Genomic DNA, 21,468 nt, shown 5'->3' with positions numbered 1-21,468 from the left:
GTCCTGCTGGGGCTTGAAAGCTCGTCTGAAGCGCTCGCGCGGGCTGAAAAGCTGCGCTGTAGCGGGGTCGAGATGCCTTGAACAAGTCCGAGCGTCCGGGCGTGAGCCTGGCGGGAAGGCCGGAGTATAACAGAGCAATCACTGCGCGCCGCTTTCCTGCTGCTCAACGGTTTTTCCGCGGGCAGCGGTGGCACCCGCGGCTGTCGTGCTGGCCGTCGGGTCGGCGCCATAACGGGCACTCAGTTCAGCGTAGGCGGGCTCGCGCTTGAACCGCTTGAGTTCGGCGCCGAAGCGTTGCACCAGCAAGTCCATGCCCGCATTGCGGCGCACCGCCAGGAACTGGCTCTGTTGGCTGATGACGATCGGGTTTTCGCTGATCTGGTCGCGGATGTTCAACTCGTCGAGTAAATGCTGGCCGACCCGGCGATCGGTGATCAGCAGGTCGATTCGCCCGCGCACCAGTTTGCCGAAGTTGGCTTCATGGGTGGGCGCCGGTTCGCGAGTGAACAGGGTCGATTCGCGAAAGTCCGGGCTGTACAGATAACCCGGAGACGTGCCGATTGTCAGGCCTTTCAGGTCCTCGAGGGTGCGAAACGGATGAGGTCGCTCGTTGGCGTAAAACATCACGAACTGAACTTCCGAGAGCGGTTCGCTGGGGTAGAGCAGGGTGGCTTCACGCTCTTCGCTATGAAAAATATCCAGCGCGCCATCGGCCTGGCCGGTTTCGAGCATCGACAGACAGCGCTTCCATGGCAGGAACTGCCACTCGACTTCAATCCCCAGGCGCTTGAAGACAATGGCTGTGGTTTCGTAGTCCAGGCCCAGCGATTTGCCGTTTTCCTCGTAGACGTAAGGCGCCCACGGTTCGGTGACAATGCGCAATTTCTCGCCCCGAGCGGCGAAGCTCAGGCAAGTGAAAACCAGCACGGCGATTAACTGCGGGATCAATGGCATGGGCTTGAGATTACGACGAGAAGCGGGAAAGAGCCAGAAACCGCCTGCAGATGCTCTATCTCCGTGTGTTGCATCACAATAAAAGTGCGTTGAATGCAAAATATCGCAGCCTGCGCCAGCTCCTACAGAGATTAAACATCCCCCTGTAGGAGCTGGCGCAGGCTGCGATATTTTGATCTTGCCTGTAACGATATTTAGCGCGGCAGCTTCAGGTTGTTCCACACCGCCAGACTCGCTTCAGCCTGGTTCAGTGTGTAGAAGTGCAGCCCCGGAGCGCCACCTTGCAGCAGGCGTTCGCACATCTCGGTGATGACTTGTTCACCAAAGCCTTGAATGCTCTGGGTGTCGTCGCCGTAGGCTTCCAGTTGTTTGCGGATCCAGCGCGGAATTTCCGCACCGCAGGCATCGGAGAAGCGCGCGAGCTTGCTGTAGTTGGTGATCGGCATGATCCCCGGAACGATCGGGATGTTCACGCCTTTCGCCCGTACACGCTCGACGAAGTAGAAGTAGCTGTCGGCGTTGAAGAAGTACTGGGTGATCGCACTGTCGGCGCCGGCGTTGGCCTTGCGCACGAAGTTGTTCAGATCGTCCTCGAAATTGCGCGCTTGCGGATGCATTTCCGGGTAAGCGGCGACTTCGATGTGGAAATGATCGCCGGTCTCTTCACGAATGAATTCAACCAGGTCATTGGCGTGGCGCATTTCACCGCTGGCCATGCCCATGCCTGAAGGCAGGTCACCGCGCAGGGCAACAATGCGTTTGATGCCGGCTGCCTTGTATTGCGCCAGCAGGCCGCGCAAGTCGTCCTTGCTGTCGCCCACGCAAGACAGATGCGGTGCGGCAGGGACTTTGACTTCGCTTTCGAGCTGCAACACGGTGTTGAGGGTTCGATCACGGGTCGAACCGCCGGCGCCGTAGGTGCAGGAGAAGAAATCGGGATTGTACGTAGCCAGCTGACGAGCAGTGGCTAGCAGCTTTTCATGCCCAGCGTCGGTCTTCGTAGGGAAGAATTCGAAACTGTAGCGACGGTCTTGGGACATGGTCATATCCTTGGAAACGCGTAAGCCTGTGGGGCTGGTTTGTCCGCGATCGCCAGCAAGCCGGCTCCTGCAGGGTTTGTATCGTACTCACGTACGACCGCTCCCCTGTAGGAGCCGGCTTGCTGGCGATGCAGGCGACGCGGTGCATCAGAACACCGCGCAGCCGGCCAGCGAATCAGTAGCGGTAAGCGTGCGGCTTGAACGGACCTTCGACAGTCACGCCGATGTAGTCGGCCTGGGTCTTGGTCAGTTGAGTCACGACGCCGCCGAAACCGCGGACCATTTCCAGGGCCACTTCTTCGTCGAGTTTCTTCGGCAGTACTTCAACGGTCAGGCGCTCGGCTTTCTGGGCTGGCGACAGGTCGGCGTACTTCTGGCCGAACAGGAAGATCTGGGCCAGAACCTGGTTGGCGAACGAGCCGTCCATGATGCGGCTTGGGTGACCGGTTGCGTTACCCAGGTTAACCAGACGGCCTTCGGCCAGCAGGATCAGGTAGTCGTCGTTCTGGGCATCGAATGCGCCAGGACCGGTACGGTGGATCTTGTGAACCTGTGGCTTCACTTCTTCCCATGCCCAGTTCTTGCGCATGAAAGCGGTGTCGATTTCGTTGTCGAAGTGACCGATGTTGCAGACGACAGCGCGCTTCTTCAGGGCTTTGAGCATGTTCGCGTCGCAAACGTTGACGTTGCCGGTGGTGGTCACGATCAGGTCGATCTTGCCCAGCAGTGCCTTGTCGATGCTTGCTTCAGTACCGTTGTTGATGCCGTCGATGAACGGCGAAACCAGTTCGTAACCGTCCATGCAGGCTTGCATGGCGCAGATCGGGTCGACTTCGGACACTTTAACGATCATGCCTTCCTGACGCAGGGATTGAGCGGAGCCCTTGCCCACGTCACCGTAACCGATGACCAGCGCTTGCTTGCCGGACAGCAGGTGGTCGGTGCCGCGCTTGATCGCGTCGTTCAGGCTGTGACGGCAGCCGTACTTGTTGTCGTTCTTGCTCTTGGTCACCGAGTCATTGACGTTGATGGCCGGGATTTTCAGCTCGCCCTTGGCCAGCATGTCCAGCAGGCGGTGAACGCCGGTGGTGGTTTCTTCGGTCACGCCGTGGACGCGGTCCAGGATCGCCGGGTATTTCTTGTGCAGCAGCTCGGTCAGGTCGCCGCCGTCGTCGAGGATCATGTTGGCATCCCAAGGCGCGCCATCCTTCAGGATGGTTTGCTCCAGGCACCACTCGTACTCTTCTTCAGTTTCGCCTTTCCAGGCGAAAACCGGGATACCGGCAGCAGCGATGGCGGCAGCGGCCTGGTCCTGAGTCGAGAAAATGTTGCAGGACGACCAACGCACTTCGGCACCCAGGGCAACCAGGGTTTCGATCAGCACGGCAGTCTGAATGGTCATGTGGATGCAACCGAGGATTTTCGCGCCTTTGAGCGGTTGCTCGGCGGAGTACTTGCGGCGCAGACCCATCAGGGCTGGCATTTCGGATTCGGCGATGATGGTTTCGCGACGGCCCCAGGCAGCCAGGGACATGTCGGCGACTTTGTAATCGTTAAAATCTGCAGGCGTGATAACAGCGCTCATGATGAGCCTCCATTCGTAATGTATGCGAATGGGCGCCGTTGTGCGTTTAGTGTCTGGCCGTGGCCAGGCAACGCCCCATCCGAGCCTGACAGGTCGAACCTGCTGCAGCGCCCCTCGGACAGGTGGCGGGAAAACGGTATCAATGGAACGTTACCGTTTTGAAACGGGGGCGATTATAGCGGGCTATGCTGATCTTCCAAAGCCTTTCTGCAGGTCAATGTCCGAACGGTAATCGAGACCATAGTCGATGGTTAATAGAGCTCTAGTCCGGGCTCTGCCATGATGGCCGGCATCAATCGGCAAGACGGTCAGGAGTGAATATGAATTTCCACACCCGCAAATGGGTAAAACCCGAAGACCTCAACCCCAACGGCACGCTGTTCGGCGGCAGCCTGTTGCGCTGGATCGACGAAGAAGCGGCGATCTACGCCATCGTCCAGCTGGGCAATCAGCGCGTGGTCACCAAGTACATTTCCGAAATCAACTTCGTCAGCGCGTCGCGCCAGGGCGACATCATCGAACTGGGCATCACCGCCACCGAGTTCGGCCGTACGTCGATCACCCTGACCTGCGAAGTGCGCAACAAGATCACCCGCAAAAGCATCCTGACGGTGGAGAAGATGGTCTTCGTCAACCTCGGTGAAGACGGCTTGCCCGCACCGCATGGCCGAACCGAGATCAAGTACGTCAAGGATCAGTTTCAGGATGATGGTATCCGCGAGTAATGCGAGCCCTGTAGGAGCCGGCTTGCTGGCGATGGCGTCATCAGCGACACCGCTTAAACCGAGCCGGCCCCCAGCAGGCGAAGGCGCCATCAGCATCACCAAAGAAAACCGAGTCGCAGCGATCGCCAGCAAGCCGGCTCCTACAGGAGACTGTTTCGTTTGGGTGTGCAGTGAACAGCGACGAACCCCACGTGTCGTACCTACATGACACGCCACAGGTTCAGGAGCTTCAATGGACACGCAAAAAGACGGCAAGACCCCGGACCTCTCGGCGAAAGAGCAGCATGAGGTCGACAAGAGCCAGCCTCCGCGCGCGGCGGTGCTGCACGAAATCATCCGGACACAGGGCGATCAGGAACTTGAACGCAGCATCGCCGCGCTCTGGTGGTCGGCGTTGGCCGCCGGCCTGACCATGGGGCTTTCGCTGATGGCCATGGGGTTGCTCAATTCCCGTCTGCCGGACGCCGAAGGTTTCAAGGTCATCGCCAGTTTCGGCTACTGTGCCGGTTTTCTCGCGGTGATCCTCGCCCGCCAGCAACTGTTCACCGAAAACACCCTGACGGCCGTGCTGCCGATCATGAGCAAGCCGACACTGGGTAACTTCGGCCGGTTACTGCGATTGTGGTCGGTGGTGCTGGTGGGCAACCTCTGCGGCACCTTGCTGGTCGCGTATGTGATGCTGCATCTGCCGATTTTCGACAGCAAGACCGACCTGGCCTTCCTCGACATCGGCCGCAAGGTCATGGAAAACGATGCCGGCCAGATGTTCGCCAAGGGCATCGTTTCGGGCTGGATGATCGCCACCATGGTCTGGATGATCCCGTCCATGGAGAGCGCCAAGATGTGGATCATCATCCTCATCACCTACTTCATGGCGCTGGGGGATTTCACCCACATCGTGGTCGGGTCGGCCGAGGTTTCGTATCTGGTGTTTGCCGGGGAGCTGCCGTGGAAGGATTTCTGGCTGGTGTTCGCCGGTCCGACGCTGGTGGGCAACATCATCGGAGGCAGCTTTATTTTTGCGTTGATCAGCCATGCGCAAATTCGCAGTGAGTCCGGTGCGCCTAAAAAGAAGGGTAGCGAAGCCAGGCTGACCGCTGACGAAGACGCCAGGTAACGAGGGCGGGCGAGGTATCAACGCTCGCCCGGCCAGTCAGTCGGACACATTGACCGCAGCCACACCGTGACGCTGCAGGTAAATGAACAGCAGCGCGGTCAGCATCGTCAGCCCGCTGACCAGCGCGCCGGTCCACGGCAAGTCCGCCAGATCGGCACCACTGGCGACCACCAGCCCGCCGATCCAGGCCCCGGCTGCGTTGCCCAGATTGAATGCACTCTGATTCAACGTCGAACCCAGGTTCGGCGCTTCATGAGCCTGATCAATAATCAGCAGTTGCAGGATCGGGCACAGCGCGAAGGCAAAGATCCCCCACAGCACCAGTGTAATCGCCGCCGGGATCACCGAATGGCTGGTCTGCGTGAACGCTGCAAGCACAAGCACCACCGCCAGTGCCATGCCCACCAGCGATGGCAGCAGGCGACTGTCGGCCAATCGACCGCCGAGCATGCTGCCCGCCGTCAGACCCACGCCAAACAACAGCAGCATGATGGTCACGCCATGGGGGCTGACGCCGGTGATGTCCTGCAGGATCGGCGCGATGTAAGTGAACACGCTGAACAGACTGGTCGATGCCAATACGCTCATGCCCAGTGCCAGCAGCACATTGACCTTGCCCAGCACTTTGAACTCGCTGGCCAGGTTGGCCTTGTCCATGGCGATGTTCTTCGGCAGCCAGACCCATTGCGCGATCGCGGCAATCACCCCGATCACCGACACCGCCCAGAACGTCGAACGCCAACCGGCGTATTGCCCGAGTGCGGTACCCAACGGCACGCCGAGCACGTTGGCCAGCGTGAGGCCGGTGAACATCATGGCAATCGCCTGGGCCCGTTTGTTCGGTGCCACCAGGCCGGCGGCGACCACCGAACCGATGCCAAAAAATGCGCCATGGCACAGTGCAGTAATCACGCGCGCGGCCATCAGCGTGGCGTAGTTCGGCGCCAGTGCACACAGGATGTTGCCGAAGATAAACATCAGCGTCATGCCCAGCAGCGTGGCTTTGCGCGGCATGTTGGCGGTGCCGACCGCGAGGATCGGCGCGCCGAACACCACGCCCAGGGCGTAACCGGTGATCAGCAGGCCGGCGTCGGGAATGCTCACGGCAAGGTCGCGAGCGACGTCGGGCAGCAGGCCCATGATGACGAATTCAGTGGTGCCGATGCCGAACGCGGCAACAGCGAGGGCAAGCAAAGCGAGTGGCATGCGCACGGTCTCTGTCGGTAGTCTTGACGCTGTGATCAGGCATACGCATGCCGACGACCGTTCTCGAGGAGAGCGGGCTGAGGCAGAAATTATTGGAATTAGTCTGAGCGCAACTGAGTGCGGCGTGGTCGCTTGCAGTATAAACAGCTGCTGACATATGGCGAATCAATTCTCCCCGATCACTGTAGGAGCGAGCTTGCTCGCGATGGTCGTCAACGATAACGCGTGCTTTCTGTTTAAACGCGGTGTCTCGACGTTCTTCGCGAGTATGCTCGCTCCTACAAGGAATCGCGGCGGTTACAAAAGGAGCGTGCCGTGCTTGCGACGGCTTTGGTGTTGGTGGCGGCGCTGTTGCACGCGGCGTGGAATACGCTGATTAAATTCAGCGCGGAACGGTTGTTGGTCGTGGCCTGCATGGACAGCGTGGCGATGTTGTTTGTCGCCCTGATGCTGCCTTTCGTGGCGTTGCCGCCGATTGAAATCTGGCCGTGGATCCTGGCGTCGGCGGCGTTCGAATTGCTCTATCGCTATTTGCTGATTCAGGCCTATCGGGTCGGCGATCTGGGGCTGGTCTATCCATTGATGCGTGGGCTGTCGCCGCTGGTGGTGCTGGCGCTGACGCTGATCTTTGCCGGAGAAGTGCTGACCCCTCAGCAGATCTTCGGAATCCTGCTGATTCCGTTCGGCATGCTGTGCTTGCTGTGGCAGGGCGGTGGCGGCACACGTCTGCCGTGGTCGATGCTGCCGGTGGTCGCACTGATCGGTCTGTGCATCGGCTGCTACACCTTTATCGACGGTCAGGCGTTGCGGCGCTGGGCGCATCCGCTGGATTACCTGGTCTGGGTGACCTTACTCAGCGCCTGGCCGTTTCCGTTGCTGGCACTGGTGCGCAAACGCCCGGCGTTCATACTGTTCTGGCGTGAACAGTGGCGACTGGGGTTGGCGGTCGGGTTTTGCGTGTTGTTCAGCTACGCTCTGGTGCTGTGGGCGATGCTGCTGGGTTCGATTGCCGAGGCCGCGGCCTTGCGCGAAATCAGCGTGATTCTGGTGGTGCTGTTTGGCATGCGCTACCTGAAAGAACCTTTCGGCCGGCCTCGGCTCCTTGCTTGTGGGCTGGTGTTGATCGGTATGTTGGTGATGAAGTTTTGACTGGCTCACTGTCGACGAACGCTCGACACATGAAACTTGAAGAAGGGATGACTTTATGACGGTTGCTTTGTGGTGCATTTTGATCGCGATTTTCCTGCCTTTCCTGTGCACGGGCGTGGCCAAGATCAGTGGCGGTTACCGGTTGAGAGACAACCATGACCCCCGGGATTTTCTTGATTCGCTGGAAGGTTTGGGCAGGCGCGCGAATGCGGCGCAACTGAACAGTTTTGAAATCTTCCCGGCGTTCGCTGCGGCGGTGATCGTGGCGCATCTGGCGGGCAATGCCGAACTGGTGACCATCAATGTGTTGTCGGTTTTGTTTATCACCAGCCGGTTGCTGTACATCATTTGCTACCTGGCGGACTGGCATATTTTGCGGTCGTTGGTGTGGTTTGTGGGGCTGGGGCTGATTGTCAGTCTCTTTGTGGTTTCTGCTTAAGAGCCACATCAAAAGATCGCAGGCTTCGCCAGCGCCTACAACGATCGATGCGTCTGCGGCGAACCCGATCAATGTAGGCGCTGGCGAAGCCTGCGATCTTTTGACTTTAGAGCTTGTCGGCCACCTGCGGCACTTGCGGCAATGCTGCCCCTTTGGGCCACAGCATCCAGATCTGCCCCTGCTGTTTCATGTCGCCAGCCAATTGCCCGGCCGCTTCCCCGGTGCCCCAGAACAGATCCGCCCGAACTTCACCGGCAATCGCACCGCCGGTGTCCTGGGCCGCCACTGGACGAACCAGCGCCGTGCCGTCCGGCCGCGTTGTGGATAACCACATCAGACTGCCCAGTGGAATCACTTTGCGGTCGACTGCGGCGCTATAACCTGCGGTCAACGGAACATTCAGCGAGCCGCGAGGGCCTTCGTTGCTGTCCGGGTTGCGAGTGAAGAACACATAGCTGGGGTTGCTGCCGAGCAGTTCCGGAATGCGCGTCGGGTTGGCCTTGGCCCAGTTGCTGATCGCACCCATGGTCACGTCTTCTTTTTTCAGTTCGCCTTGTTCCACCAGCCAGCGGCCGATCGGTCGATAGGGATGGCCATTCTGGTCGGCGTACGCGATGCGCAACTGGCGGCCGTCATTGAGCTGGATGCGACCCGAGCCCTGGATTTGCAGGAATTGCAGGTTCATCGGATCGGTCAGCCACGCCACCACCGGCGCCTTGACCCCTTTGGTTTCGATCGTTGCCGCATCGTCGTAAGGCTTGAGCACGCGGCCTTCGAGCCGTCCGCGCAGGCGTTTGCCTTTAAGCTCCGGGTAAATGCTGTCCAGGGAGACAATGATCATGTCTTCGGGCACGCCATACACCGGGATATTCGCCACAGCGGTCTGGGTCAGGCTGCCGGGGTAGACCGGTTCGTAGTAACCGGTGATCAACCCGTTGGGGTTGTCGTTGGCGGCACGCAGGCCGTAGACGTCGAGGTTCTGTTTGAGGAAGCCGCGAATATCGGTGGCGGTTTGCGGCACATTGGCGGCAGCGGCGCAGGTCGGGCCCCAGACCGGATCGGCCTTGAGTCGGGTGCAGGCGCTACGCCACGAACCGAAACCGGCAACCAGGTCGTTATCGGACACTGCGGGCAGGGCTTCCCAGGTGGCGCTGGAATACGTCGCCAGTGCGTGGGTTTTCGGTTTGTTGTTGTCACCACCGGTGCAGCCTGCAAGCACGGCCACTATCGGGAGGGTCCAGGCGAGGCGAGGGCGCCATGCCTTGAAACGGCTGTTCATGGAGTAATTCCTTTGCCGGTTGCGCGAGTGCTCCCTGCACTCGAACAACCCGTATTGATAATAGGGCTATTGGTGTTTGTCGGTGACGCGAGGATACTGGCCGCCGTTTCCCGTGACCTGAAGCCACCATGACATTTAAAAGACTTTCCGTTGTATTGCTGGCCTGCCTGACGTTGTCTGCGTGTGGCGGTGTCGACCCGAACTCGCCACTGGGCCAGCGCAAGGCGATCTTCAAGCAAATGCTCAAGACCGGCGAAGACCTGGGCGGCATGTTGCGCGGCCGCATTCCATTCGACGGTCCGAAGTTCGCTGACGGCGCGGTGAAGCTCGATGCGCTGTCCCATGAGCCGTGGAAGCATTTTCCTCAGGTGCGCGAAGATGATCACACCAGTGCCAAAAGCGATGTCTGGCAGAAACAGGCACGCTTTCAGGAAATGGCCCGCACCCTTGAAGCCAGCACCGGTGAATTGGTGATTGCCAGCAAGGTCCAGCCTTACAAGGCCAGTAACCTCGGGCCGGCGGTGCAGAAAGTCGAAGATGCCTGCAGTGCCTGTCATAAAGAGTTTCGGGATCATTGATTTGCAGCGCTTTGTCTGACGCTTTCGCGAGCAAGCCCGCTCCCACATTTGAAATGCATGCCCTGTGGGAGCGGGCTTGCTCGCGAAGGCATCAGCCAGAGCACTAAAGATCCGGGAAAGGTCGCTGCTTTTATTTATCCAGCTCATCCAGCGCATCCTGCAATTCCTTGCGGGATTCGGCGAGTTTGTCTTTACGCTTGTTGATCTTCTCGGGATCGCCTTTCTTCATGGCTTTGTCCAGGTCTGCCTGACGTTGGCTGACTTCATGTTTGGCGTCGAGAACCTTGTTCTCCCGTTCCTTTTTCAGCGAGGCGTCAGTGCAATGAGCGGTGACTTCGCTCAAAGCGGTTTCCAGGCCCGCCTGCTGATCGGCGTTGCCGTGGGATTTGGCCAGTTCGATCTGATTGATGATGCTCTGTTTCTTGGCGGCGCAACCGGTCAGGCCCGGGGCCTCTTCGGCGGCCATCAGCGGAGCGGCCATCACACCGCAAAGAGTCAGCAGGGCGAGCGGTGAAAGGAATTTCATAAAAGCTCCATGTACAAAGTGCAAATCGGATCGGTATGGCGATGGGCGTTTGAGCCCATCGGCACCTTTGGGTTCCCGGGTGGGCGAGCACCTGCGGTCGCTAAAACCCGTCGATTCCCGCCGCACGTAATGTGTCACTCAAGGCCAGGACCTGCGGATCGCGGAAAAATGCGCTCAATTGCGCTGCGCGTCCCGGGCCGATACCGGCCTCGGCCTGCCATTGTTCGGTGTTTCGTTGTGCCAGTGCCTGCCATGAATCGGCAAGCTGCGCCTGGCCGATCGGCGGTAATCCCAGGGCTTTGAGCCAGCGAGCAAAAGGGCGTTGGCGGGCGCTGTTGAAACTGTTTAAAAGACGAGTCGTGCTGCGCTCGCCGAAACCGTCAATGTTAGCAAGCTCTTGAGCATCGAGGGTCAACCAATCCAGCAGGCCGTTCAAACGGCCTGTTTCGAGAAGTTTCTCCCAGGTGCCGGGACCTACATGAGTCAAGGCCAGCCCTTGCTTGCCACTGAGCCAGGCCAGTCGCGCGAGGAATTGGCTTTCGCAACCGGGCGTCGGCTGCCAGCAGCTCAACGGATGAAAGTCTGCTGCCAACGGTATGTTTAATTCGGCGCGTTCGTCGGCGCGCAGAACCACACCGTCGAGCCTGGGAATGGTCAGCCCCGCCAGGCTGATGGACACCTGATCGCCGGGCCGTATATCCAGTTCCTCCCAGCGTCGCAGGGAGCTGACGCTCACGCGTTTGATCTGCCGGTCATCGAGCGTTACCGGTTTCAGCTCCAGCACCGGTGTGATCCGTCCGGTACGACCGATCTTGAATTCGACTTTTCGCACTTCGGCCAGCGCCTGGGCGAAGGGGTATTTCCAGGCGATGGCCCAGTAAGGTGTTTTTACCTGCCAGCGCTCGGCTGAGGGGCGCCGACTCTGGCGCAGGACGACACCGTCGCTGGCAAAGGGGAGTGGCGAGCGGTACCAGCGATCGCGCCAGCGTTCGGCATCGGCGAATGTCTGGATCGGCTGGCTGTAAGGCACCGTGCCCGGCAGCCCCAGTTCATCCAGTGCCTCGATACGGGCGGGCAGGCTGGCCGGGCCTTGCGGCCAATCCCAGGCAAACAGCCCGATGCCAGCGGCTTGCTCAGGGGCGAGTTCCTTGCGGGCCATCAGGCCGGCTACCGTGGAACGGGCATTGAGGCTGCCGGCCTTGGCTTGTACATGGTCGATCAGGCGCCAGTAGAGTTCGCCTTGCACGAGCAAATCCACGGGTTGCGCCAGTTGTCGGGGAATAGCGGGGATCAGTCGCGCTGAGGCCGTCCAGTCCTGTCCGTGCAGGCCGTCACCGCGACTGATCGCCTGATGCAGCACGCCGTTGCGATAGATCAGCGTCACGGCCACGCCGTCGACCTTGGGTTGTATCCAGATGTCTTTGCGATCGCTTAGCCAGGCCTCGACCGCATGAGCATCCCGGAGTTTTTCCAGGCCCGTGTGGGCGATGGGGTGGGGAATCTTGCCGCCCGCTGTGCGCAATGGTTCGGGCGCCTGGCCCGCGTTAAAGCACTTACGCCATTCGGTCAGCTGTGCACGAGACTGATCGTAGAGTTCGTCGGCGATCAATGAGCGTCCGTGGCGGTGGTAGCTGTCGTCCCAAAGGTCGATCTGTTTTTGCAGGGCAGTGATTTCGTTCAGAGCCCTGGCGGGTGGCCAGTCGGGGCAATCGGCAGCGTTTGAGATTGAGCAGACCAGGGTCAGGAAGAAAATCGAAAACAGGCGCAGAAGCATGGTGAGCGTCCTTGCTCAGGGGGATGCTTTCAAGGTTAGTCAGCTTTCTGGCTTTGGCAGCGAGGATGTTTTTCGGTGTGTTTCGACACAGGAAGATCAAAAGGATTTCTGGCAATAAAAAGCCCCGCACGGCGAACCGTGCAGGGCTTTTGGTACCGCTGGGGAAGTCTTACAGACCGGCAGCCGAACGGAGGTCGTCGGCGCGGTCGGTTTTTTCCCAAGTGAATGTGGTGAAAGTGTCATCGCCCACAGTCTTGGTAGCCGGAGTGCGACCGAAGTGGCCGTACGCAGCGGTTTCCTGGTACATCGGGTGCAGCAGGTCGAGCATGGTGGTGATTGCGTATGGACGCAGGTCGAACACTTCGCGAACCAGTTTGACGATTTTGTCGTCGCTGATTTTGCCGGTGCCGAAGGTGTTCAACGAGATCGAAGTCGGTTGAGCAACACCGATCGCGTAGGAAACCTGAATCTCGCAACGCTCGGCCAGGCCGGCAGCGACGATGTTCTTGGCTACGTAACGACCGGCATAGGCAGCCGAACGGTCAACCTTCGATGGATCTTTACCGGAGAACGCGCCGCCACCGTGACGGGCCATGCCGCCGTAGCTGTCGACGATGATCTTGCGACCGGTCAGGCCGCAGTCACCTACCGGGCCACCGATGATGAACTGGCCGGTCGGGTTGATGTGGAACTGGGTGTCTTTGGTCAGCAGTTCGGCAGGCAGCACGTGCTTGACGATCAGCTCCATCACGCCTTCGCGCAGGTCTTTGTACGACACTTCAGGGTTGTGCTGGGTCGACAGAACAACGGCGTCGATACCGACAACCTTGCCGCCTTCGTAACGGCAAGTCACTTGCGACTTGGCGTCCGGACGCAGCCAAGGCAGCAGGCCGGATTTACGGGCTTCGGCCTGGCGCTGAACCAGTTGGTGCGAAAAGGTGATCGGCGCTGGCATCAGCACGTCGGTTTCGTTGCTGGCGTAGCCGAACATCAGGCCCTGGTCGCCGGCGCCCTGATCTTCAGGCTTGGCACGGTCGACACCCTGGTTGATGTCAGGGGACTGCTTGCCGATGATGTTCATCACACCGCAAGTGGCGCCGTCGAAGCCGACATCGGAGCTGTTGTAGCCGATGTCGAGAATCACGTTACGCACGATTTCTTCCAGGTCGACCCAGGCCGACGTGGTGACTTCACCTGCAATGATTGCCACGCCGGTTTTCACCAGCGTCTCGCACGCCACACGGGCGAACTTGTCTTCAGCAATGATGGCGTCCAGCACCGCATCGGAAATCTGGTCGGCGATTTTGTCCGGATGCCCTTCGGACACGGACTCGGAGGTGAAGAGGGAGTATTCGCTCATCTCGATTTTTTCCTGAATTTACCGATGGTGAGTGTCGCCAGTCGGCCGCTGAAAGTGGCGGACCTGAATCTGGAAACCATTACGTAAGCCTACATAGAGGCTTTCCCCGGGAACGAGTCCCGCAGCGGTGGCCCAACGGGCCAGATCGTCCTGTTCAAACCCCAACCAGAGATCACCGCAGGCCTCCCTGGCCCAACTCTGGTTGTGGCTACATAACTCTGTCACGAGCAGGCTACCGCCCGGTTGCAGCAAATTGGCCATGTGCTTGAGCGCATCGGCCGGCGCGGCAAAATGGTGCAGCACCATGTTCAGTACAACGCAATCGGCCTTGAGGCTGACACCATTCAATGCATCGGCCAGTTGCAGGCTGACGTTAGCCAGCGTTTCGCGTTCGCAGACCTGGCGTGCCAGTTCGAGCATCGCCGTGCTGTTGTCCAGCGCCGTGACGTGCGTGAAGCGGCGCGCCAGTTCCGGCAGAAAAGCGCCGTCGCCAGGGCCGACTTCAATGGCCGTGGCCCCTTCACTGAAGCTTAGTTTGTCGAGCAAGGCCACCACGCTTTCGCGGTACTGCGGCAGGCCGGCAATCAAGTCCTGCTGGGCACGAAACTTCTCCGCGACCCGTGAGAAAAAGTCCTGGCTGGCCGCCGCCCGTTGCCCGTGGACCTGACCGATCCGCGACTGCACTTCAGCAGGCAGGGTCAGGTTGTCCACTTCTTCGAGCAGTGCAGCGTGCAACTTGCCGCCCAGCAGATCGGTGTGGGGCAGGGCGCGACGGTAGAAAATCGCATTGCCTTCACGGCGGGTTGCCACCAGGTCGGCCTGGGCCAGCACCTTGAGGTGATGACTCATGCCCGACTGGCCGATGCCGAAGATCTGCGCCAGTTCCAGTACGCCAAACGAATCGTTGGCCAGCGCGCGCAATACATTCAGCCGCAGAGGATCGCCGCCGGCCTTGCACAGGGCCGCCAGCTCATCGCACTCGTCATGTTGAATGGAAGGCACGCGTAAATTCATAGGGCCAGCAGTCTAGTGATGGTCAGAAATCCCTGCAAGACCAATATCAAAAAGTTTTGATATTGGTCGATAGATGGCACTTCTCGGGGAAACGGTCACTCTACAAATCGTCAGCGGAAAGGTTTCACCAGGCGAATGCGACTTTATCCACCGGAAAAACGCCTTCAGATGAGTATCTGTCATTGCCCCGAGGCGGGTCGGTGAGGGAAAATGCTCGCCTTTTTTCCGTTTCGTTTTATTCACTCTCGATTCAATATCCGCAGGAGAACAGCGATGCCCAGCCGTCGTGAGCGTGCCAACGCCATTCGTGCCCTCAGCATGGATGCCGTGCAAAAAGCCAACAGCGGCCATCCCGGTGCCCCTATGGGTATGGCGGATATCGCCGAAGTACTTTGGCGTGACTACCTGAAGCACAACCCGAGCAATCCATCGTTCGCCGACCGTGACCGCTTCGTGCTGTCCAACGGTCACGGTTCGATGCTGATCTACTCGCTGCTGCACCTGACCGGCTACGACCTGTCGATCGATGACCTGAAAAACTTCCGCCAACTGCACAGCCGCACCCCGGGCCACCCGGAATTCGGCTACACCCCTGGCGTCGAGACCACCACCGGGCCACTGGGCCAGGGTCTGGCCAACGCCGTGGGTTTCGCCCTGGCAGAAAAAGTCCTGGCGGCGCAGTTCAACCGTCCGGGCCACAACGTTGTCGACCACCACACCTACGTGTTCCTGGGTGATGGCTGCATGATGGAAGGCATTTCCCACGAAGTCGGCTCCCTGGCCGGTACGTTGGGACTGGGCAAGCTGATCGCCTTCTACGATGACAACGGTATCTCCATCGACGGCGAAGTCGAAGGCTGGTTCACCGATGACACCCCTAAGCGTTTCGAAGCCTACAACTGGCAGGTGATCCGCAACGTCGACGGTCATGATCCGGAAGAGATCAAGATCGCCATCGACACTGCACGCAAAAGCGCGCAGCCAACCCTGATCTGCTGCAAGACCACCATCGGTTTCGGTTCGCCGAACAAGCAAGGTAAAGAAGACTGCCACGGCGCCCCGTTGGGTGACGCGGAAATTGCTCTGACCCGCACCGCATTGAAGTGGAACCACGGTCCGTTCGAAATCCCGGCCGACATTTATGCCGAGTGGGACGCCAAGGAAGCCGGCCTTGCGGTCGAAGCCGAGTGGGATCAGCGTTTTGCTGCCTATTCCGCGGCTTTTCCTGAGCTGGCCAACGAACTGGTCCGTCGTCTGAGCGGCGAACTGCCGGCTGACTTCGCTGAAAAAGCGTCTGCCTATATTGCTGAAGTCGCGGCCAAGGGCGAAACCATCGCCAGCCGTAAAGCCAGCCAGAACGCCCTGAATGCCTACGGCCCGATGCTGCCGGAATTCCTCGGCGGCTCCGCTGACCTGGCCGGTTCCAACCTGACCCTGTGGAAAGGTTGCAAAGGCGTCACCGCCGAAGACGCCAGCGGCAACTACGTGTACTACGGCGTTCGCGAGTTCGGCATGAGCGCGATCATGAACGGCGTGGCTTTGCACGGCGGTCTGGTGCCTTATGGCGCGACCTTCCTGATGTTCATGGAATACGCCCGCAACGCCGTGCGCATGGCCTCGCTGATGAAGAAGCGCGTGCTGTTCGTCTACACCCACGACTCTATCGGTCTGGGCGAAGACGGCCCGACTCACCAGCCGATCGAGCAACTGACCAGCCTGCGCAGCACACCGAACCTCGACACCTGGCGTCCAGCCGATGCCGTTGAATCGGCAGTGGCCTGGAAGTTCGCCCTGGAGCGTAACGACGGTCCTTCGGCCTTGATCTTCTCGCGTCAGAACCTGCAGCACCAAACCCGCAACGCGATTCAGATCGAAGAGATCTCCCGTGGCGGTTACGTACTGAAGGACTGCGCAGGCGAGCCTGAGCTGATTCTGATCGCCACCGGTTCGGAAGTGGGTCTGGCGGTTCAGGCTTACGACAAGCTGACCGAGCAAGGTCGCAAGGTGCGCGTTGTCTCGATGCCTTGCACCAGCGTGTTCGATGCCCAGGATGCCGGCTACAAGCAATCGGTCCTGCCGTTGCAGGTCAGCGCCCGTATCGCCATCGAAGCCGCCCATGCGGACTACTGGTACAAGTACGTGGGCCTGGAAGGCCGCGTCATCGGCATGACCACCTACGGTGAGTCGGCGCCTGCGCCAGCCTTGTTCGAAGAGTTCGGCTTCACCCTGGAAAACATTCTGGGTCAGGCTGAAGAGCTGCTGGAAGACTGATCCAGAAGTTGCGTCGTCCGGACTGCCGCCTTCGCGAGCAAGCCCGCTCCCACATTGGAATGCATTCCCTTGTGGGAGCGGGCTTGCTCGCGAAGACGGTGGTTCGGTCAACGTTGCAATAACGGATTCACCACGGTAATCGAGAACCCCATGCCTCAACCGCGTCCCTACAAAGTTGCACTCAACGGCTACGGCCGGATTGGTCGTTGCGTCTTGCGTGCGTTGTTCGAGCGAGGCGAGAAGGCCGGGTTTGAGATTGTCGCGATCAACGATCTGGCCGACATGGCCAGCATCGAATACCTGACACGCTTCGACTCCACGCACGGGCGTTTTCCCGGCGAAGTGAAGGTCGACGGCGATTGTCTGCATATTAATGGCGACTGCGTGAAGGTCCTGCGCAGTGCTACCCCCGAAGGCATCGATTGGGCGTCTCTCGACGTCGATCTGGTGCTGGAGTGCTCCGGCGCTTACCACACCCGCGAAGATGGCCAGCGTTTCCTCGAGGCCGGCGCCCCGCGTGTGCTGTTTTCCCAGCCGATGGCCAGCGAGGCGGATGTCGACGCCACCATCGTCTACGGCGTGAACCAGGATTGCCTGACCGGCGACGAGCTGCTGGTGTCCAACGCGTCCTGCACCACCAACTGCGGCGTGCCGCTGTTGCGCCTGCTGGATCAGGCCATTGGTCTGGAATACGTGTCGATCACCACCATCCACTCGGCGATGAACGATCAGCCCGTCATAGACGCCTATCATCACGAAGACCTGCGCCGCACCCGTTCGGCGTTTCAGTCGGTGATTCCGGTGTCCACTGGTCTGGCGCGTGGCATCGAGCGCCTGTTGCCGGAACTTGCCGGGCGAATTCAGGCCAAAGCCGTGCGAGTGCCAACGGTAAACGTGTCTTGCCTCGACATTACGATGCAGACCGTGAGCGACACCGATGCCACTGAGGTCAACCGGATCCTGCGCGAGGCTGCCACCAGCGGCCCGCTCAAAGGCCTGCTGGCCTACACCGAGCTTCCCCATGCAAGCTGTGATTTCAACCATGACCCACATTCGGCCATCGTCGATGCCAGTCAGACTCGAGTTTCCGGCCCACGGCTGGTGAACATCCTGGCCTGGTTCGACAACGAATGGGGTTTTGCCAACCGAATGCTGGACGTTGCAGAACACTATCTGCAAACAGCGACTTCAAAAAAACTGTAGGAAGTGCGACCCATGACCGTGTTGAAGATGTCCGACCTCGATCTGCAAGGTAAGCGCGTATTGATCCGCGAAGACCTCAACGTCCCAGTCAAGGACGGTGTAGTCACCAGCGATGCGCGAATCCTGGCTTCGCTGCCGACCATCAAGCTGGCCCTGGAAAAAGGCGCGGCCGTGATGGTCTGCTCGCACCTTGGCCGTCCGACCGAAGGCGAGTTCTCGGCCGAGAACAGCCTCAAGCCTGTCGCCGACTACCTGAGCAAGGCCCTGGGCCGCGAAGTGCCGCTGGTTGCCGATTACCTGGGCGGCGTTGACGTCAAGGCCGGCGACATCGTGCTGTTCGAAAACGTGCGCTTCAACAAAGGCGAGAAAAAGAACGCTGACGAACTGGCCCGACAATACGCCGCCCTGTGCGACGTGTTCGTGATGGACGCCTTCGGCACCGCTCACCGCGCCGAGGGTTCGACCCATGGCGTGGCCAAGTTCGCCAAAGTCGCTGCCGCTGGCCCGCTGCTGGCCGCTGAGCTCGACGCACTGGGCAAAGCCCTCGGCGCCCCGGCCCAGCCAATGGCGGCCATCGTTGCCGGTTCCAAGGTCTCGACCAAACTCGACGTGCTGAACAGCCTGAGCCAGATCTGCAACCAGTTGATCGTTGGCGGCGGCATTGCCAACACGTTCCTGGCGGCTGCCGGTCATCCGGTCGGCAAATCCCTGTACGAGCCGGACCTGCTGGACACCGCTCGCGAGATCGCCGCGAAAGTCAGCGTGCCGCTGCCGGTAGACGTTGTGGTTGCCAAGGAATTCGCTGAAAGCGCTACCGCAACCGTCAAGCTGATCGCCGACGTAGCGGCAGACGACATGATCCTGGACATCGGCCCACAGACCGCGGCGAATTTCGCCGAGCTGTTGAAGTCGTCCAAGACCATCCTGTGGAACGGCCCGGTCGGCGTGTTCGAATTCGACCAGTTCGGTAACGGCACCAAAGTGCTGGCTCAGGCCATCGCAGAAAGCTCGGCGTTCTCCATCGCGGGCGGCGGCGACACCCTGGCGGCCATCGACAAATATGGCGTAGCGGATCAGATCTCCTACATTTCTACCGGCGGCGGCGCATTCCTCGAATTCGTCGAAGGCAAAGTGTTGCCAGCCGTAGAAGTCCTGGAAAGTCGGGCCAAGGCCTGAGGTCGCTGATTTGACCAGGAAAGGGAGTGTTCAGATGGTCAAGGCGCTAGCGCTGTTGATCGTTGCAGGTTCGCTGGCGGCTTGCGGGAGTAACCCCAAAGCCAAGCCGGACCCTGCGCCGCAATCGGTTGAAAAAGGCTGCTACCAGGCTGACTGGCAAGCGGAAACCAACCCGGTGATCAACAAGCGTTCCGGTCCTGATGGCCTGGACAAATACGAAACACAGACACCCGCCAAGGAACATGGTTGCCCTTGACGGGTCTGACTCCTTACTCAGGGCTGGCGGCGTGCGCCGTCAGTCGAGGAACACGGATGAAAGGTTTTATCGCCATTACGGTGCTGGCACTGCTGGCGGGTTGCTCGAATTTCAACCTGTTCAAGCCTGCCGAATCGACGGATAACTGGACCACCTGGACCTGCGACAGCCAGGCCAAAGTGCTCTGGCGGTACACTGATGACAGCCGCAAGGCTGTCGACGTGCGCCTCGGCGGGGCCGATCAGGTCTATCGCCTGAAGCTTGAACCGGGTGCGGAAGGTTCGCTGTACAGCAACGACATGCTGGCGTTTCACGTAAAAGGTGAGGAAGGCCTGGTGTACTGGGTCGCCACCAACGATTTGATTGGCCGCGGTTGTAAAGCGCAGTAAGACACAAAATTGATACACCACAGATCCAATGTGGAAGCAGATCCAAATGCGGGAGCGGGCTTGCTCGCGAAAGCGGTGGGTCAGTCGACATCAATGTTGAATGTGAAACCGCATTCGCGAGCAAGCCCGCTCCCACGGGGTTCTGTGCAGTACTGAAGATTTTTGTAGTACCGAATTAGCGGACCGGGCCAAACCCTCCGATCTGCAATAACTTGAATAGCCGCCGCCGCTCCGGCAGGCTGGCACGATTAACGACCCAAACCGGGAGAGACACACACAATGGCACTTATCAGCATGCGCCAGATGCTGGACCACGCAGCCGAGTTCGGCTACGGCGTTCCAGCCTTCAACGTCAACAACCTTGAGCAGATGCGCGCCATCATGGAAGCCGCTGACAAGACTGACTCCCCGGTGATCGTCCAGGCTTCGGCCGGTGCTCGCAAATACGCCGGCGCACCGTTCCTGCGTCACCTGATCCTGGCGGCAATCGAAGAATTCCCGCACATCCCGGTGTGCATGCACCAGGACCACGGCACCAGCCCAGACGTCTGCCAGCGCTCCATCCAACTGGGCTTCAGCTCGGTGATGATGGACGGCTCCCTCGGCGAAGACGGCAAGACCCCGACCGACTACGACTACAACGTGCGCGTCACCCAACAAACCGTGGCCATGGCTCACGCCTGCGGCGTTTCGGTAGAAGGCGAGCTGGGCTGCCTGGGTTCGCTGGAAACCGGCATGGCCGGTGAAGAAGACGGCATCGGTGCCGAAGGCGTTCTGGATCACAGCCAGATGCTGACCGACCCGGAAGAAGCCGCTGACTTCGTCAAGCGCACCCAGGTCGACGCCCTGGCCATCGCCATCGGCACCAGCCACGGCGCGTACAAGTTCACCAAGCCGCCTACCGGCGACGTGCTGGCCATCGACCGCATCAAGGAAATCCACAAACGTATCCCCAACACCCACCTGGTGATGCACGGTTCGTCTTCGGTTCCGCAAGAGTGGCTGGCGATCATCAACCAGTACGGCGGCGACATCAAAGAAACCTACGGCGTGCCGGTTGAAGAAATCGTTGAAGGCATCAAGCACGGCGTGCGCAAGGTCAACATCGACACTGACCTGCGCCTGGCGTCCACCGGTGCGATGCGTCGCCTGATGGCCACCAACCCGAGCGAATTCGACCCACGTAAATTCTTCGGCGCGACCGTTACTGCGATGCGTGATGTATGTATCGCTCGCTACGAAGCTTTCGGCACTGCCGGCAACGCTTCGAAGATCAAGCCGATCTCGCTGGAAGCGATGTACCAGCGTTACCTGAAAGGTGAGTTGAACGCCAAGGTCAACTAAGCCTTCCGCGTTTGAGCCGCACAAAAAACCCGCCGAGAGGCGGGTTTTTTGTGGGCGATGATTAATGGTCAATGCGATCCCCT

Annotated in this window: 20 protein-coding genes and 1 riboswitch; of the genes, 11 read left to right on the top strand and 9 right to left on the bottom strand. The window is 59.8% G+C overall.

All coding sequences use genetic code 11. The annotated features are described in order from the left end of the window. Positions 1-138: 138 nt before the first annotated feature. The 3 genes from PMI01S_RS06480 to ahcY all read right to left on the bottom strand — a co-directional run bounded on the left by PMI01S_RS06480 (position 139) and on the right by ahcY (position 3,579). Complete coding sequence (locus tag PMI01S_RS06480) at positions 139-954, bottom strand: substrate-binding periplasmic protein (RefSeq protein WP_084318532.1); 816 nt, start codon at positions 952-954, stop codon at positions 139-141. Positions 955-1,148: 194 nt separating this feature from the next. After that, on the bottom strand, positions 1,149-1,994 hold the full coding sequence (gene metF / locus PMI01S_RS06475) for a methylenetetrahydrofolate reductase [NAD(P)H] (protein ID WP_084318530.1): 846 nt from the start codon (positions 1,992-1,994) through the stop codon (positions 1,149-1,151). A 175-nt stretch (positions 1,995-2,169) separates the two neighbouring features. After that, a complete protein-coding gene (ahcY, locus tag PMI01S_RS06470; RefSeq protein WP_017341239.1) occupies positions 2,170-3,579 on the bottom strand; it encodes an adenosylhomocysteinase in 1,410 nt (469 codons plus the stop codon). Positions 3,580-3,602: 23 nt separating this feature from the next. Further along, positions 3,603-3,701: riboswitch (S-adenosyl-L-homocysteine riboswitch) on the bottom strand. Positions 3,702-3,899: 198 nt separating this feature from the next. On the opposite strand from ahcY, the gene PMI01S_RS06465 reads away from it, so the two are divergent. Together PMI01S_RS06465 and PMI01S_RS06460 are read left to right on the top strand one after the other, a co-directional pair. Next, positions 3,900-4,304 (top strand): acyl-CoA thioesterase, encoded by a 405-nt coding sequence (locus PMI01S_RS06465; RefSeq protein WP_065938148.1) that lies wholly within the window; start codon positions 3,900-3,902, stop codon positions 4,302-4,304. 232 nt (positions 4,305-4,536) lie between these two features. Beyond that, a complete protein-coding gene (locus PMI01S_RS06460; protein ID WP_084318527.1) occupies positions 4,537-5,421 on the top strand; it encodes a formate/nitrite transporter family protein in 885 nt (294 codons plus the stop codon). Positions 5,422-5,457: 36 nt separating this feature from the next. On the opposite strand, the gene PMI01S_RS06455 is transcribed toward PMI01S_RS06460, so the two are convergent. Beyond that, positions 5,458-6,627: an MFS transporter gene (locus PMI01S_RS06455; RefSeq protein ID WP_084318524.1), complete on the bottom strand. Its 1,170-nt coding sequence runs from the start codon at positions 6,625-6,627 to the stop codon at positions 5,458-5,460. A gap of 315 nt (positions 6,628-6,942) precedes the next feature. On the opposite strand from PMI01S_RS06455, the gene PMI01S_RS06450 reads away from it, so the two are divergent. After that, positions 6,943-7,776 (top strand): EamA family transporter, encoded by an 834-nt coding sequence (locus tag PMI01S_RS06450; RefSeq protein WP_084318522.1) that lies wholly within the window; start codon positions 6,943-6,945, stop codon positions 7,774-7,776. Between the two features lie 55 nt (positions 7,777-7,831). Next, positions 7,832-8,215, top strand: coding sequence for an MAPEG family protein (locus tag PMI01S_RS06445; RefSeq protein WP_084318519.1), 384 nt, complete (start codon positions 7,832-7,834; stop codon positions 8,213-8,215). A gap of 106 nt (positions 8,216-8,321) precedes the next feature. Here the strand turns inward: PMI01S_RS06445 and mltA are convergent, their stop codons facing one another. Further along, complete coding sequence (gene mltA, locus PMI01S_RS06440) at positions 8,322-9,494, bottom strand: murein transglycosylase A (protein ID WP_084318517.1); 1,173 nt, start codon at positions 9,492-9,494, stop codon at positions 8,322-8,324. A gap of 128 nt (positions 9,495-9,622) precedes the next feature. Here mltA and PMI01S_RS06435 point away from each other — a divergent pair, with 128 nt between their 5' ends. Continuing rightward, positions 9,623-10,072, top strand: a complete 450-nt coding sequence (locus tag PMI01S_RS06435; protein WP_084318514.1) for a c-type cytochrome — start codon at positions 9,623-9,625, stop codon at positions 10,070-10,072. A gap of 130 nt (positions 10,073-10,202) precedes the next feature. Here PMI01S_RS06435 and PMI01S_RS06430 read toward each other — a convergent pair whose 3' ends face one another. The 4 genes from PMI01S_RS06430 to PMI01S_RS06415 form a co-directional block, all read right to left on the bottom strand. Next, a complete protein-coding gene (locus PMI01S_RS06430) occupies positions 10,203-10,598 on the bottom strand; it encodes a DUF1090 domain-containing protein (RefSeq protein ID WP_084318512.1) in 396 nt (131 codons plus the stop codon). Positions 10,599-10,698: 100 nt separating this feature from the next. Further along, entirely contained in the window at positions 10,699-12,372 is a 1,674-nt protein-coding gene (ligB, locus tag PMI01S_RS06425; protein WP_084318510.1) for an NAD-dependent DNA ligase LigB, read from the bottom strand. A gap of 169 nt (positions 12,373-12,541) precedes the next feature. Beyond that, positions 12,542-13,732 carry a methionine adenosyltransferase gene (gene metK / locus PMI01S_RS06420; RefSeq protein WP_084318509.1) on the bottom strand — a complete coding sequence of 397 codons (1,191 nt, stop codon included), beginning with the start codon at positions 13,730-13,732 and terminating at the stop codon, positions 12,542-12,544. 18 nt (positions 13,733-13,750) lie between these two features. Continuing rightward, positions 13,751-14,746 carry an ArsR/SmtB family transcription factor gene (locus PMI01S_RS06415; RefSeq protein ID WP_084318507.1) on the bottom strand — a complete coding sequence of 332 codons (996 nt, stop codon included), beginning with the start codon at positions 14,744-14,746 and terminating at the stop codon, positions 13,751-13,753. 273 nt (positions 14,747-15,019) lie between these two features. On the opposite strand from PMI01S_RS06415, the gene tkt reads away from it, so the two are divergent. The 6 genes from tkt (at position 15,020) to fba (ending at position 21,385) form a co-directional block, all read left to right on the top strand. After that, complete coding sequence (gene tkt, locus PMI01S_RS06410; protein ID WP_084318505.1) at positions 15,020-17,017, top strand: transketolase; 1,998 nt, start codon at positions 15,020-15,022, stop codon at positions 17,015-17,017. 150 nt (positions 17,018-17,167) lie between these two features. Next, positions 17,168-18,220, top strand: a complete 1,053-nt coding sequence (epd, locus tag PMI01S_RS06405) for an erythrose-4-phosphate dehydrogenase (RefSeq protein WP_084318503.1) — start codon at positions 17,168-17,170, stop codon at positions 18,218-18,220. Between the two features lie 12 nt (positions 18,221-18,232). Beyond that, complete coding sequence (locus tag PMI01S_RS06400; protein WP_084318501.1) at positions 18,233-19,396, top strand: phosphoglycerate kinase; 1,164 nt, start codon at positions 18,233-18,235, stop codon at positions 19,394-19,396. A 34-nt stretch (positions 19,397-19,430) separates the two neighbouring features. Further along, the gene (locus tag PMI01S_RS06395) at positions 19,431-19,652 is read left to right on the top strand and encodes a hypothetical protein (RefSeq protein WP_084318499.1); all 222 of its coding nucleotides are present in this window, start codon (positions 19,431-19,433) and stop codon (positions 19,650-19,652) included. 56 nt (positions 19,653-19,708) lie between these two features. Continuing rightward, positions 19,709-20,041: an MliC family protein gene (locus tag PMI01S_RS06390; RefSeq protein ID WP_084318497.1), complete on the top strand. Its 333-nt coding sequence runs from the start codon at positions 19,709-19,711 to the stop codon at positions 20,039-20,041. A 279-nt stretch (positions 20,042-20,320) separates the two neighbouring features. Continuing rightward, the gene (gene fba, locus PMI01S_RS06385) at positions 20,321-21,385 is read left to right on the top strand and encodes a class II fructose-bisphosphate aldolase (protein WP_008081027.1); all 1,065 of its coding nucleotides are present in this window, start codon (positions 20,321-20,323) and stop codon (positions 21,383-21,385) included. Positions 21,386-21,468 lie beyond the last annotated feature (83 nt).

Origin of the sequence: Pseudomonas migulae NBRC 103157 (genome assembly GCF_002091715.1) — a bacterium.
GTDB lineage: Bacteria > Pseudomonadota > Gammaproteobacteria > Pseudomonadales > Pseudomonadaceae > Aquipseudomonas > Aquipseudomonas migulae_A.
The sequence above is the reverse complement of the archived record's forward strand: the minus strand, read 5'-3'. Positions and strand labels throughout refer to the sequence as shown.

What these genes read in the sequence shown, in the direction of transcription:
- PMI01S_RS06480 (WP_084318532.1), bottom strand. Translation starts at nt 954, where the DNA reads ATGCCATTGATCCCGCAGTTAATCGCCGTGCTGGTTTTCACTTGCCTG.
- metF (WP_084318530.1), bottom strand. Translation starts at nt 1,994, where the DNA reads ATGTCCCAAGACCGTCGCTACAGTTTCGAATTCTTCCCTACGAAGACC.
- ahcY (WP_017341239.1), bottom strand. Translation starts at nt 3,579, where the DNA reads ATGAGCGCTGTTATCACGCCTGCAGATTTTAACGATTACAAAGTCGCC.
- PMI01S_RS06465 (WP_065938148.1), top strand. Translation starts at nt 3,900, where the DNA reads ATGAATTTCCACACCCGCAAATGGGTAAAACCCGAAGACCTCAACCCC.
- PMI01S_RS06460 (WP_084318527.1), top strand. Translation starts at nt 4,537, where the DNA reads ATGGACACGCAAAAAGACGGCAAGACCCCGGACCTCTCGGCGAAAGAG.
- PMI01S_RS06455 (WP_084318524.1), bottom strand. Translation starts at nt 6,627, where the DNA reads ATGCCACTCGCTTTGCTTGCCCTCGCTGTTGCCGCGTTCGGCATCGGC.
- PMI01S_RS06445 (WP_084318519.1), top strand. Translation starts at nt 7,832, where the DNA reads ATGACGGTTGCTTTGTGGTGCATTTTGATCGCGATTTTCCTGCCTTTC.
- mltA (WP_084318517.1), bottom strand. Translation starts at nt 9,494, where the DNA reads ATGAACAGCCGTTTCAAGGCATGGCGCCCTCGCCTCGCCTGGACCCTC.
- PMI01S_RS06435 (WP_084318514.1), top strand. Translation starts at nt 9,623, where the DNA reads ATGACATTTAAAAGACTTTCCGTTGTATTGCTGGCCTGCCTGACGTTG.
- PMI01S_RS06430 (WP_084318512.1), bottom strand. Translation starts at nt 10,598, where the DNA reads ATGAAATTCCTTTCACCGCTCGCCCTGCTGACTCTTTGCGGTGTGATG.
- ligB (WP_084318510.1), bottom strand. Translation starts at nt 12,372, where the DNA reads ATGCTTCTGCGCCTGTTTTCGATTTTCTTCCTGACCCTGGTCTGCTCA.
- metK (WP_084318509.1), bottom strand. Translation starts at nt 13,732, where the DNA reads ATGAGCGAATACTCCCTCTTCACCTCCGAGTCCGTGTCCGAAGGGCAT.
- PMI01S_RS06415 (WP_084318507.1), bottom strand. Translation starts at nt 14,746, where the DNA reads ATGAATTTACGCGTGCCTTCCATTCAACATGACGAGTGCGATGAGCTG.
- tkt (WP_084318505.1), top strand. Translation starts at nt 15,020, where the DNA reads ATGCCCAGCCGTCGTGAGCGTGCCAACGCCATTCGTGCCCTCAGCATG.
- epd (WP_084318503.1), top strand. Translation starts at nt 17,168, where the DNA reads ATGCCTCAACCGCGTCCCTACAAAGTTGCACTCAACGGCTACGGCCGG.
- PMI01S_RS06400 (WP_084318501.1), top strand. Translation starts at nt 18,233, where the DNA reads ATGACCGTGTTGAAGATGTCCGACCTCGATCTGCAAGGTAAGCGCGTA.
- PMI01S_RS06395 (WP_084318499.1), top strand. Translation starts at nt 19,431, where the DNA reads ATGGTCAAGGCGCTAGCGCTGTTGATCGTTGCAGGTTCGCTGGCGGCT.
- PMI01S_RS06390 (WP_084318497.1), top strand. Translation starts at nt 19,709, where the DNA reads ATGAAAGGTTTTATCGCCATTACGGTGCTGGCACTGCTGGCGGGTTGC.
- fba (WP_008081027.1), top strand. Translation starts at nt 20,321, where the DNA reads ATGGCACTTATCAGCATGCGCCAGATGCTGGACCACGCAGCCGAGTTC.